Below are 11,721 nucleotides of genomic sequence, written 5' to 3'. Positions count from 1 at the left end.
CGGCAAGCCGCGCAAGTTCGGTGTGGGCTGCTAACAAGGCCAGGCAAGCGACGCCAAACAGCAGCGCGCCTGCTGGCAGCGTTAGGTGGGCATAGATGTTTACACCTTATTTTCTGACTGAACAAGATTTGAGGTTATATCCTGAGGTCGATGTTCGAACCGATGCGTGCGGCGTCGTTGTTAAACTTGTATTTAATTCGCAGGTTGTAGAAGTTCTCTTTCGAGAGGTGATTGCCTTTTATTGTGTCGAGGAAAGCAATTACGAATTGTCGCCGCTACCGGGTATGCCTAGTGAAGTTGACTTTGTATCGCTGGAAAAGGGGGCAAAAGAATCTCCAATTTGGAAGTCTTCAGCCAATTACAGACGCAGTTTTTATGCTCATCTTGATTCATATAGTGCAGATGCATCACTAGAATCTTATTTAATTTTTGGTGCCGATTACGTGGTTTTGGTTGAGTCAATCGGTTTGGTAGATGTTAAGGTGGCAACTTAAGCACCTAACAATCCGCGTCATTCGGGGCCTGCGGCCCCTGCGACGCTCACAAGTTCGCGCGCATGCGCGGGGCGTTAGCAGCTTTCAAAATGTAAAGGGTAGTACGCGTTTTAACTCTGGTTTTGCTCGCGTTTTGTTTTCTTAGCGGTAAAGCCAAAATGCAAAGTTCGCCAGTTTGTTGGTCAGTTGCTGGCGGCGAGGGCGGTAGCGTTGTTCCTTTGGTTCATTGGCTCCGCTTACAGCAAGTTTTAAGGTTCCAGCTATGTCGTTGTATCGCACTTGGCTGGTTAGGTTTTTAATTTATGAGTGCAGTGGCTTCGGCAAGCATCGCGTGGCGGCAAGCCGCGAAGGTTCAGGTGTTTGCTGCTAACGCATTGCTCACCGGAAAATAACTCGCTGGCGCTCGTCATTTTCCGGTGAGCAATGCGTTAGCATTTCATACTAATTTCGCATCGGAGTAGAAATAAGGGATTATGAAACAAATTCAAATAAAACTTTCATACCAAGGTGGAGATGCCGATCTTCATCGACTTGATATGTACGATGCATCTGTATCGTTACATGGTTTTGCGAGAGCTATTGCGATCACAACTCATGCCTTGCTTAATGATGGAGATGTTAAAAGGAAAGGAAATAGGGCTACAGGAGCCAAGATATATGTCAGCCCACCCCAAAAAGGCAGCTACGAGCAGGTTTTAACGTTAATTGTTGAGAATCCTATCGCTGCAAGTGTTGTAGCAGCTGCATTTTGGGATATCTTGAAGTGGACATGGTCAAAAACGCTCGATTTAGTATATGAGCCAGAAACTCCAACTGTTAAAAAGCTTGGAGAGCGAGCTGAGCCTTTCATTAGTGATATTGAAGAAGTTCTTGAGTCTGCCTTAGAAGAAGCTCATCGACCAATTAAAAATAATCCCGAAATAACCATAACAGTTTCTAGGCCGAGAGTTGGCGATGTCATAAACATGAATTCAGAAACGTTGAAAAGCGTGTCTATCCGCACAGAAAACCAGATCCTAGCTGGTATAGAAGGCAACGTTACTAAATACAATATACTTTCAGGCATTGGTCGATTCTATGAGGATAAGAAAGGTCATACTGTATCCTTCAAACTTCCAGATAAAGCCACTGAACAAATGCGAAAACGTGTAACTTGGTCAATGCATCATGCACAGGGAGGGGAAGGTGAAGGGAAAGTTGAGTTTCACGCGAGAAAAGTGGTATCCGCCAAAGGCATATTGAAGCGATACCTCGTGGAAAAGGTTTTAATCAAACAAAATGCTAACAAGAAAAAGCAGGCGGACGCTTAACGCGCCGCTGTTTTGAGCGTTAGCTCTTAGGGAAACAACGATGCACGATAGAATTCCAACGGCCTTTATTTCGTTCGCCGCTACGGAGCCCGGAGGATAGATGGAAGCAATCCTAGGATTTGTAATGGTTGCGCTCCTGATTGTATACGGCGTCATTTTGCTGCTTGGCAGAAATCGGGGTCAGATTAAGGTTTCCCATTAATCTTCTTCTGACCCCAATTACTCGTAGACCTTAGACAATCAAAAAAAGCGGGAAGAAGCGGACTTGATCGTACTTTCCTTACCATGTTGATAAACTCATCATGTTGATGATGAAGACGGTGATGAAGAATATGGCAGCACAACATCGCGTTGCTCGGCGATCCCTCCCGACAGGCCCCGTGACAGCGGCGTATGAACGCAAGGTGGATGCGGAGGAGGTGCGACGAGATGACGCGCAAGTCGCTCTGGCGGCAAAACTCGATGCCCTGCACGAGTCTCTTACCTCGCTCCCACCAGTACCCGTGCGCACCGACAGACCGACAGAGAGCAGCTCTACAAGCAGCAGTTCGCTGTTACTGACGCGATCCTTGGCATCCGCTCAGTCCTTTCTTCGAAAGAAATTCCATTTGTGGTCTTTTGGTCCACCACCGCGAGGCATGTACATTCATGGACCGGTCGGGGTCGGCAAGAGCTTTCTAATGGATCTCTTTTACGCGTCGGTTAATGTTCCTGATGATTCTTGCTGTAATAATGACAGCCACAGCTTCAAACACGTAAAAATTACCAAACGCCGCGTCCACTTTCATGAATTCATGCTAGACGTCCATCATCGAATCTTTGTCTACAAACAGAAGCACCCACGAGATGATGCGATACCCATCATTGCGCAGCAATTGGCACAGGAAGCCCAACTTCTCTGTTTCGATGAATTTCAAGTAACAGACGTTGCCGATGCCATGATTTTGAAACGACTTTTTTTATTATTATTGGATTGGAATGTCGTGGTGGTGGCCACCTCGAATCGCTCCCCCGATGCCTTGTATGAGGGAGGCATTAACCGATCCCTCTTTTTGCCATTCATAGACATGTTAAAACACACGTTCGACATTATCTCCATGGAGGATTCCGCCAAGGATTATCGACTCGAAACTCGAGCTGATGGTCAATCCTATTTTTGGTCAAACAAGGATGTTCACGGCGATAATAATAGTGATAACAACATGCAGGCGCAGTTGAAAGAAATATTTGGTGGCACTGCATCCGGAACTGAGGCCGAGGCCATTCACGTACCCTTCGGTCGCACCGTCCAGGTCGCCCGATTGAATGACCGGTGCGCCTGGTTTGACTTTTCCGAGTTATGCTACCAACCACTCGGCGCGGCCGATTATATTTCCCTCTGCGACCGATTTCAGGTCCTCATCATGGACCGGGTGCCGCAATTAGACGTCAATCACCTCGACGAAGCGCGACGATTCGTGACCCTCATTGACGTGTGTTATGAATCTCGCACCCGCTTGGTGCTAGCGGCAAAAGTCCCGCTCGATGAATTATTTGTCGAGTTTGAAGCGCAAGTTGAAAGCAGTGATGGAAATGAAGAGTTGTTTGTCAGTGAGAAGGGGGGAAACTCGAGTTCCTATGCGACGACCATGATTCGCACCAAAGAGGGTGAACAATTTGAGTGGTCGGCGACGGGTCGAAGTGGCGTGTCACTGGCACAATTATCGGCCGCCAATGATCTCGCTTTTTCCTTTCGACGCGCCGCGTCTCGGTTGGTAGAAATGGGTGGAAAGGAATGGGGACGGCAATGACGAAAGCTCTTTACTTTGCAAACCATTGAACCTATGGCAGATTTTTACCTAGGGAACATGCGAATAAGTCCCTAATATGAAATAATCTGCCACAAATGATAACTCAGAAAGAACGCATCATGAGCCATCAACTTACTTTTGCAGATAGTGAGTTTTCCAACAAGCGTCGTAAAACGGGGTAGAACCCGTGTCCTGGGTGGTGATCTTGTGGTTAGTCTTATAAATTCGTCACCTAACAATCCACGTAAGGCGGACGTCCCTGACGGGCCGCCGCTTCGCTCCGTGTTATGCGCCAAGTATCGGGTTAACATCCATACTCTTATGAAGAATACGGATGATTTTAATTTGTTGACTGCCTATCTGTTGATAAAAAATGACGTGGCTACCTTGAGGGAATTTACGATATCCGTTTCTGATTTCATCGCATGTTTTACCGATGTCGGGGTTTTCAGCTAAAAGCCAAAATGAATCATCAAATTGTTTTAAATAGATATTTCGTTGCTCTTTTCCCCAGCGACGCTGGGTAAATAATGCGATATCTCGTAAATCTGTTTTAGCAGCAACAGTGAGATTAAATGGCTTCATCGAGAGTTTTCACTATCAAGTTCATTGATAAAGCTATCGAGGTCATACTCGGCGTCACCGCTTTGTTCGCCTTCGACAAGTAGTTGACGGAGTGAGTTTAGTTTGGTTTCTTGGTTTTCGAGTAAGCGTAGCGCTGAGCGAATGACTTCACTCGCTGAGCCGTAACGCCCACTTTGGATCTGGCTTGTAATAAAGCCCTCAAAGTGTTCTCCAAGAGTGATGCTTGTGTTCTTGGCCATGTGCAGTTCTCCGGATACCAAAAGATACCTAATTATGGTATCAAGTGAGATTGGGAGCAAGGCGCATAACAAACAAATTTTATCGCCAGCAAACAGCGCTGGCTGCGACGTCAACCCGTTGCGCGGCCTTCCGCGCTAAATTTGGGCGCTAGCTGTTTTTCACCATCACATTACCTAAGGAAATTAAAATGAATTTTAGGGCAAGTACACTGGTTACAGCTTTACTGGCGTCGGCGTCATGCTTCGCGGCTGATACTTACCAAGTATCAGAATCTGTATATTCTCAAGGCAAACTGGTCGCATCTCCAACCATAGTCGTTGAAGCAGATAAAATGGCATCAATAACTATGGGTAATAACTTTAGCTATAACCTCACTGTTAAGCCAAACCAAGATGAAACAGCGGGTGTAGTAGCTGCGGTTACTGTTGGTGATAGCACGATAAACCCTTCATTCACTGTTGCCTACGGCAAGGAAGCGACAATCGAAATTGGCTCTCAAAAACTGACGCTACTGGTAAGTAAGGTTGGCAGCTAACAAGTTGCTAAATTTCGTTCCGGCCACAAAAAGCGTGGCCTCTGCGGGGCTGCCTACGCTGTGCTGCGGCAGCCCATTAGCAAAGCATTAAATTTCGGAGAGCTCATGGGGCTAGCCCAAAAGATTATCGTTGAATCAGCTACCGAAACTCAGCTGGAGGAGTTTATTGTAGGCTTCTGCGGAGAGTTCAAGAGTCACAAGGATAAAGATACTTGGGTGATAACGGAGCATGATTTACAAAAAATGAGTTTTGCGATGAAAGTTGATGGTTCCAGCATATTCTGCCATCGCTCAGGAGCTTACTTTGCAGTGCTTGGAATGTTTATTGAATGTCTTAGTGGCTCTTTTCCTTCAATAAATGTGAGTGATGCGTAATGAAATTTAACAAGGCCAGTCAGCAACGCTCGTTGGTCGCGGGACCTCAAACCCTCTGTGCGGCTTTTCAGCCGCTGCTGGCTGCGTTGGGCTGATCGTAGTGCCCACCAATAGCGAAGATATAAATGGATTTTTCGTCAAACCTATATACCAAACGATCCTTCTGTGATATCCGCTTTGACCGGAGGCCGGAGAGATTATGCTTAAGTGGTTCCGGTTTTCCCAAACCTGATGCAGGGTCGTTTGAACGCAGCATTTCTTTAAGTAATTTGCACAAGGCCTTGTGTAATTGTTTGTCTTTTTCGCGCATAGTTTCATACGCTTCCCAAGTACTGCCTTCAAAAACCAGTGATCTCATTCATTTGCTCTTCAGTCGGTATGTAACCTTTATCACGGTTGTGAGTTTCAAGGGATGCAGCAATCTGTTGCATGAGGCTCTGGCTCTGGAGTACATAAAGCGTTTCTTGCTCACGCTCCCAGTCGTTGGCGCTAATCACAACAAAAGCCTCTCCAGCTCTTCTTGTTACCTTGAGCGGTTCATGCCGGTTAACCACTTGTTCTACAACACTCTTCATGTTGTCTCTAAATTTGTTTACACTGATTGTATCCATAATGGCACCTTGGTGTACGGAGTTTCAGTACAAGTATACGCCAAGAGCCCTAACAAGGCCAAGCACGGTGACAGCTTTTTCGTTGTGGCCTTGCCTTTACTACAAAGCTGCGCGTGTTGGCAGCGTTATGCTATTAAATCTAGTAAAAGGAAGCACATCATAATGAGTAGAGTCGGTCTAATTTTATTTTGTTCACTTGTTACTATTCATATGAGGCAGGAAAAGATGCATATATAGCGATTTATCATGCACTTAAAGACTTAAACTCCCAATTAATAGCAAGGCTTGCGAGTAGCTAACAAATTGCTAAATCTCGTTCTGACCACAAAAAACGTGGCCTCCGGACTGCCTACGCTGCGATCCAAATACACAAAAGTGAGCTGGAGGAAAACTGGCGTCGAGCCAGAGTAGGGAAATCTCCTAGTTACATAGCACCACTGGAGTAAATTATGTTGCATATTAAATCTGCTAAATACGTGGCTGATTACACAATTTGGCTAGCATTTGATGATGGTACTTCTGGGGAAGTCGATCTAAATGGCGAGCTCCACGTGCCTGTATTTAAACCGCTGAAGGATATCGCTATTTTCTGGATGGTATCGGTCGATCCTGAGTTTGAGACTGTTGTTTGGCCGACCGGTACAGATCTGGCTCCAGAGTTTCTCAAAGGGCTGCATAGCAAGCAGAGTCAGCAGACGCGTGCTGTGCAGCTGCTTAGCGAGAATATCTTCTCGGGTAAGACTATCGTGACGGTCGATACGGGTTTTGCAAATGAGGTCAACGCAAAATGGCAAAAGCTTATCTTCCTGTCGATAGCCTTTACATTTGACCCGTTAGTGATGATCTGTATTTGCCCGGAAGGTCTCGTTTTTACTCAAAGCAATGCATCGCCTAATTACACTGACTGGATGAGAAATTCATCTGGAATGAATTTGAACAGCTTTAGCTGGCCCTGAAGGGGTGAGTCTCAGGGAAGAAACGAATAAACGTGGCTGGACAGCGACGCAGCTAAGCAAATTTATAGCCATAGAATGCCGGTAGCCGAGCCAGTGTTTGGTAATATTGGTAGCAGTAAACGGCTAAAACGCTTTAGTTTAGGTGGTAAAACCAAGGTGCAAGGCCAATGGCTGTTGTATTGTATGGTGCATAATCTTGAGAAAGTAAGCCGTTATGGCGAAGTGGTGTAAAACGAGGGAAAGTCGTGCCTAAACTCGGCTAATAGCACAGCTATATAAGAAAATTAACATCAGAATAAATTTGGTCTTGAAATTCCCACCGGAAACATGCAGAGTTGATAACAAATAATAAACAGAATGGCCGGAGTAGAAATGCTGTGTTCTGAACAGGCTTTTCTACAGGCTCGTTATGTGTGAATGAACATGGACTGGACTGAGATTTCTTTATTCAAGGGCATCGATTTAAATGATTCCTTTGTACTCGGGTGGAGTCTTGAGTCGGGTAGGCTGGCTTTTGAACTTAAGGCTAGTATTTGGCCGGAGTCAGACTATTACATTGCGGCCAAGCCGGATGAATATACTTGTTACCGAAAGGCTACCCTCGAATTCGTTGGGATACATGAAGTTCATGGGTTGTTGCCAATCGAATCTGTTCGTTTCGCCAGAGATCCGGACGGGTCAATTGACTACGGCAATATAGATACATTGGTAAAACTGGAAAGCATCTACCAAGTATGTGGTGATTTTGGTGAGGTAGAGATTATCGGTGGGGAGCTTCGGTTTGAAGTCCATGTATAACAAGGCGCTATTGTAGCCGCTAGCGCGGCTTATGCTGCGCTTTAGCTGCATCCAAATTGCGTTAAATTTTTTCAAGTCCTGGCTTACTACAATGTAATACATTGTTTTCATGTTGGGAGTGTTATGGATTTTACTACAGTTCGATTACAGGCTGATGTTGAACAGCAATTGAGGGCAATACAAATAGAACCGTCATCATTGAAAGGGAATAAATCATGACTTATGAAGAAAAATGTAATTTTGCAGTTAAAGAACTTGAAGCAGCAAAAATTTGGAAATCGAACTACAATCCACCAATTACCAGATTATTTCGCAAGCTTGGATTTAAAGTCCCGTTTCCGCATTACAATTCATTTTTAATGAATGCGCTTTCATCAGGTATTTATTTTGGTTGTGCGTGGGGGCTACTTATGTATTTTTTTGCTTGGAAAACCCAAAATATGTCTCCCTCTGTAATGCTCTCAACCGCGATATTTGCGGGTGCTTTTTTTGGCATTGCTATGGCTTCCTATTATAGGTATAGCTTTAAAAAGTATAGACTAACACCTTGGCATGAAATAAAAGATGCCTAACAAAGCGGTCAAACACCGCTCCGCTGGACAGACTTTAAGTTGTGGCTTTGTAGTTTCGCTGTGCAACAGTATTCTACAAAGCCACAACTTAAATTCTACAGTTTACCGCGGCGTTATACCCCTACGAGGAGGTTTTCATGCAACGTACTTTTAAAAAGCGAATAGCGCCCTTCGTTGAGGTTGCGTTGGCGAATGCCAAGCAGGCAAGGTCAGCCGGTGATCCTCAGCAAGAATTTAACCATCTGGAACGGGCGCATGTGCTTGGACAGGAATCAACCTATTGGCATGTCAAGGTCCATGCGTTGATGCTGTTATGGGCTATTCGCAATGGTTCGACCCGAGAAACACTAGGTCAAGTTTTTCGAATTATTGGCGCTGCGACTAAAACCGCATTCGGGTTGGTACCTCAAGGCAATACTGGCGGTGCCAATGTCAGTCCGTTCAAGAAAATGCCAATAGAACCGGAGTTGGCCACTTTGATTCGAAGGGCGAAGTCCGATTTATAACCATAGACGTCACACCGGAGGCCTTTACGTCGCTTCGCCCTGTAAAGGCCTCCGGTGTACTCTGCTTTATATGCTGGGAGGCATCTATGCGCAACAAAATTAGTTATTTTGCTTTTGTATTATTTATTGTATTTGCATTAGTTCTATCCACAGTACACAGCAAGGAACCGCACATGTCAGTACCCGCGCAGAACGGTGTTCTTATATACTCTTCCGATTTGAGCAACTTATCAGAGTTTTATGAAAAACTTTTTGGTATGCGCGTTGTTCGCAAAACCAATGATTTTATCAGCTTGGAAACGAACGGTTTTAACTTGATCATTCATGTCCCACCATTCGATATGCCAACTAAAGTGTTTAGCCCTATCAAGCTTTTCCTTACAGTAGATGATATGGGGCTGTCGAGAGGCGAAGCTGTTAAATTAGGTGGCCAGGTATTCGAGGGAGAGTGGAGTAATCCTGTATTTAAAGTTTCAAACATCGCCGATCGTGATGGTAACCATATTCAACTACGTCAGTTTAATAAATGATAAAAAGCAAATTAGTAGCAGTGGTAATGATTAAAGCACATCACAAGGCGCTGTTGTCGCCACTGTTGTGGCTGGGAAGGTTTACGCTGAGTTCCAGCCGTTTTGTATGGCTTTCTAATTGTAGTGCTTGAACACTACTTTACGCTAACGAAATACATGGCGCTCTAAAAGAATTAATTAAAGCATTAATGTAGTTCTTATTGCATAGATGTTTCTATCTATCGCTTTTTTGCTGAAAATTAAGTGTTTTACAGTATTGTTTCTGCAACGGTCCCCGAGTAATGTAAGAGACAGCATTTTTACAAAGTTAAATTTCGTTTTTCAATAGGGAACTGCACGCTGTATAGGTGTTGAATAAAAGGATGTTTTACAGATGGACTTCAAAATTGACTATTCCAGATACTCCCTTGATGAGTTGTATTCAGCCGCTGAATCAATAGATCGTCAAGCGTACCCCGATAGAGCAAATGAAATTGATAAACTGCTCAGAGAAAAACTCAAGCTGGTTGAAAGCACTAACCAGGCTGAGGCAGCAAACCTAGCCGGTACCCAAGCCACAAGACAGGATCGGTTGTTTGCGGTTATTATAGATGGAGCTATTAACGCTACGGCATCGATACCGTTTATTTATTACTATGGACTTGAATCATTTAAAGATCCAACTCTTCTGTTAGCGGCAATCAGTATTATATACGGCTTTCTGACAGTAGCTATTTTTCACGGGTATTTAATTTACAGTTATGGACAAACCATTGGTAAATACCTTATGTCAATTCGCATTGAGAATCTTGATGGAACTAAGGCTAGCTGGAAGAGAATAGTTCTGCTAAGGATGTTGCCAATAGTTTTAATTCATCAGTTAGCTTTTATTGGCATGGTTATCGCCGGGATTATTAATCCGATCCTGATCTTTGGCAAAGAGCGAAGATGTCTGCATGACTATATCGCCAAAACTAAGGTGAGTTATACAGGCTGTTAACTATTGTCTTGAAAAACGAGCCTTGCAGCAACGAAGGTGCACTTTTCTACATTATTAGGAATGAAGCATCAGGATAAAATCCATAAGTTTAAAATCCGAAATTTTAGCAATGCCTTGCGGTAGGCATTTTGTTGGGTTGTATGTCATTAGCTTATATTGAATCTCATGTCAGTATTATAGGGAGTATCGAATTTATGCGTCATTTTTTTATCGCGGCCAGGATGCTCGCATTAAAGTAGTTCATCACAGCTGCTGAATAAGATTAAAAGGGGTTGGCAGGGCGAGCTAGACAATATGTACTGCTGCTTACCAAATTATAATGACAAATTTCTGGCGTATCATACTGGTTTAAAACGATTTTTATGGCGTATATTTAACTGAAATCTGGCTGGTTTGATTGTTTGATTTGGAGGCAGATACAGATATGGATAAAAATGAAGCCATAAAGGCGACAAAAAATGGTGCTATTGCAGCTACGATCTCTGGGGTAATTACACTTGCTGTTGTTTCATTAGCATTGTATTCCAATGCGGAAGGCGATTTAGCGTTTTGGAATGACCCTCTTAACTTTATTGATATAGCGCTGTTGTTTTTGTGTGCCTTTGGACTTTACAGAAAGTCTCGCACGGCAGCTATTGTTCTCCTTATTTATTTCATTTTTGCCAAAATTATTATTGCTCTTAGTGTTGGGCGAATGCCAGGCCTGATAGTGAGCCTTGTGTTTCTTTATTATTTTGCAAAAGCGGTTCAGGGTACGTTCGTTTTTCACCGACTTGAAAAAGTAGAAAACCCAGATTATAAGCCTTCGCCTAGTTGGTATTTTTTTGTCGGGATCCCAGTAGGTTTAATCTCAATCCTTGCTATTGGCTATAGCGTTTTGACAATGACCGGTTTAGTACCATCAACCGAAGTTCTGCCAGGCTCGAGAATATCGGCTCATCAGGTGCAAACTCTTTTGGAGCAAGACATCATCGTAGAGGGGGAACACATTGAGTACTTTTATTCTGCTGGCTTGTTCTCGATCCTGGATGACGGCAATTTGCTCACTGATAGGCGGGTGATTTCTTATTTTAAAGATGAAAATGGCCAGTTGGAAATCTATGAACTGTTACTTTCAGAGATCCGAAGCGTGGAGTTAGTGCAACAAGGGGGCTATTTTAGCGATAGCGTTTATCAAATTAATGCCGATGAAGAAGATACATGGTTTCAAATATTGCTTAGCGCAGAGTCGGGGGGAGATCTTAAGTTTGTTGATGCACTGCGCAAAATGCTTGATAAAGCTCAATAATAAGGTATATCTGTTTACTTACGGGTGGGCTCTTAGCTCCGGGCTGTCCCAGCAATGGTCAAACCTGAGCAATAAAAGGGCCTGAAGCTGTGCAACAGGGTAGTGGCCGCTAGATCCTGTAGATAGTGCTTAAATAAGCGAGTAAAAACTGG

Annotated in this window: 16 protein-coding genes and 1 pseudogene; 13 read left to right on the top strand and 4 right to left on the bottom strand. The window is 44.1% G+C overall.

Annotated elements, in window-relative coordinates:
- Positions 1 to 95 precede the first annotated feature (95 nt).
- From IE163_RS07305 to zapE, 3 genes are all read left to right on the top strand, one after another.
- The gene (locus tag IE163_RS07305; RefSeq protein WP_189431787.1) at positions 96 to 494 is read left to right on the top strand and encodes a hypothetical protein; all 399 of its coding nucleotides are present in this window, start codon (positions 96 to 98) and stop codon (positions 492 to 494) included.
- Between the two features lie 473 nt (positions 495 to 967).
- Positions 968 to 1,804 carry a DUF7946 domain-containing protein gene (locus IE163_RS07300; RefSeq protein WP_189431785.1) on the top strand — a complete coding sequence of 279 codons (837 nt, stop codon included), beginning with the start codon at positions 968 to 970 and terminating at the stop codon, positions 1,802 to 1,804.
- Between the two features lie 302 nt (positions 1,805 to 2,106).
- Positions 2,107 to 3,594 carry a cell division protein ZapE gene (gene zapE, locus IE163_RS07295; protein ID WP_189431783.1) on the top strand — a complete coding sequence of 496 codons (1,488 nt, stop codon included), beginning with the start codon at positions 2,107 to 2,109 and terminating at the stop codon, positions 3,592 to 3,594.
- A 285-nt stretch (positions 3,595 to 3,879) separates the two neighbouring features.
- On the opposite strand, the gene IE163_RS07290 is transcribed toward zapE, so the two are convergent.
- Positions 3,880 to 4,179: a type II toxin-antitoxin system RelE/ParE family toxin gene (locus tag IE163_RS07290; RefSeq protein ID WP_189431781.1), complete on the bottom strand. Its 300-nt coding sequence runs from the start codon at positions 4,177 to 4,179 to the stop codon at positions 3,880 to 3,882.
- Positions 4,176 to 4,418 (bottom strand): type II toxin-antitoxin system ParD family antitoxin, encoded by a 243-nt coding sequence (locus IE163_RS07285; protein WP_187027495.1) that lies wholly within the window; start codon positions 4,416 to 4,418, stop codon positions 4,176 to 4,178. The genes IE163_RS07290 and IE163_RS07285 overlap by 4 nt, the downstream gene beginning before the upstream one ends.
- A 188-nt stretch (positions 4,419 to 4,606) precedes the next feature.
- Between IE163_RS07285 and IE163_RS07280 the strand changes: the two genes are divergently transcribed.
- Together IE163_RS07280 and IE163_RS07275 are read left to right on the top strand one after the other, a co-directional pair.
- Positions 4,607 to 4,954, top strand: coding sequence for a hypothetical protein (locus tag IE163_RS07280; protein ID WP_189431779.1), 348 nt, complete (start codon positions 4,607 to 4,609; stop codon positions 4,952 to 4,954).
- Between the two features lie 105 nt (positions 4,955 to 5,059).
- Complete coding sequence (locus IE163_RS07275; RefSeq protein ID WP_189431777.1) at positions 5,060 to 5,329, top strand: hypothetical protein; 270 nt, start codon at positions 5,060 to 5,062, stop codon at positions 5,327 to 5,329.
- 67 nt (positions 5,330 to 5,396) lie between these two features.
- Here the strand turns inward: IE163_RS07275 and IE163_RS07270 are convergent, their stop codons facing one another.
- Together IE163_RS07270 and IE163_RS07265 are read right to left on the bottom strand one after the other, a co-directional pair.
- Positions 5,397 to 5,687 carry a Txe/YoeB family addiction module toxin gene (locus tag IE163_RS07270; protein ID WP_189431775.1) on the bottom strand — a complete coding sequence of 97 codons (291 nt, stop codon included), beginning with the start codon at positions 5,685 to 5,687 and terminating at the stop codon, positions 5,397 to 5,399.
- A complete protein-coding gene (locus IE163_RS07265) occupies positions 5,668 to 5,940 on the bottom strand; it encodes a type II toxin-antitoxin system Phd/YefM family antitoxin (protein ID WP_026349575.1) in 273 nt (90 codons plus the stop codon). The genes IE163_RS07270 and IE163_RS07265 overlap by 20 nt, the downstream gene beginning before the upstream one ends.
- A gap of 449 nt (positions 5,941 to 6,389) precedes the next feature.
- Here IE163_RS07265 and IE163_RS17770 point away from each other — a divergent pair, with 449 nt between their 5' ends.
- The 8 genes and pseudogenes from IE163_RS17770 to IE163_RS07225 all read left to right on the top strand — a co-directional run bounded on the left by IE163_RS17770 (position 6,390) and on the right by IE163_RS07225 (position 11,569).
- Complete coding sequence (locus IE163_RS17770; RefSeq protein WP_229833477.1) at positions 6,390 to 6,896, top strand: DUF2442 domain-containing protein; 507 nt, start codon at positions 6,390 to 6,392, stop codon at positions 6,894 to 6,896.
- Between the two features lie 36 nt (positions 6,897 to 6,932).
- Positions 6,933 to 7,127: pseudogene (locus tag IE163_RS07255) on the top strand (transposase); the annotation flags it as partial.
- A 192-nt stretch (positions 7,128 to 7,319) separates the two neighbouring features.
- Positions 7,320 to 7,694, top strand: a complete 375-nt coding sequence (locus IE163_RS07250; protein WP_229833475.1) for a hypothetical protein — start codon at positions 7,320 to 7,322, stop codon at positions 7,692 to 7,694.
- A 215-nt stretch (positions 7,695 to 7,909) separates the two neighbouring features.
- Positions 7,910 to 8,266, top strand: coding sequence for a DUF6404 family protein (locus IE163_RS07245; protein ID WP_189431771.1), 357 nt, complete (start codon positions 7,910 to 7,912; stop codon positions 8,264 to 8,266).
- Between the two features lie 137 nt (positions 8,267 to 8,403).
- Positions 8,404 to 8,772 carry a DUF3703 domain-containing protein gene (locus IE163_RS07240; protein ID WP_189431768.1) on the top strand — a complete coding sequence of 123 codons (369 nt, stop codon included), beginning with the start codon at positions 8,404 to 8,406 and terminating at the stop codon, positions 8,770 to 8,772.
- 86 nt (positions 8,773 to 8,858) lie between these two features.
- Complete coding sequence (locus tag IE163_RS07235) at positions 8,859 to 9,302, top strand: VOC family protein (RefSeq protein WP_189431765.1); 444 nt, start codon at positions 8,859 to 8,861, stop codon at positions 9,300 to 9,302.
- A gap of 373 nt (positions 9,303 to 9,675) precedes the next feature.
- Positions 9,676 to 10,281, top strand: a complete 606-nt coding sequence (locus tag IE163_RS07230) for an RDD family protein (protein ID WP_189431763.1) — start codon at positions 9,676 to 9,678, stop codon at positions 10,279 to 10,281.
- Between the two features lie 424 nt (positions 10,282 to 10,705).
- The gene (locus IE163_RS07225) at positions 10,706 to 11,569 is read left to right on the top strand and encodes a hypothetical protein (RefSeq protein WP_189431761.1); all 864 of its coding nucleotides are present in this window, start codon (positions 10,706 to 10,708) and stop codon (positions 11,567 to 11,569) included.
- Positions 11,570 to 11,721 lie beyond the last annotated feature (152 nt).

Origin of the sequence: Alishewanella longhuensis, from assembly GCF_014653435.1 — a bacterium.
GTDB classification, from domain to species: domain Bacteria; phylum Pseudomonadota; class Gammaproteobacteria; order Enterobacterales; family Alteromonadaceae; genus Alishewanella; species Alishewanella longhuensis.
The sequence above is the reverse complement of the archived record's forward strand: the minus strand, read 5'-3'. Positions and strand labels throughout refer to the sequence as shown.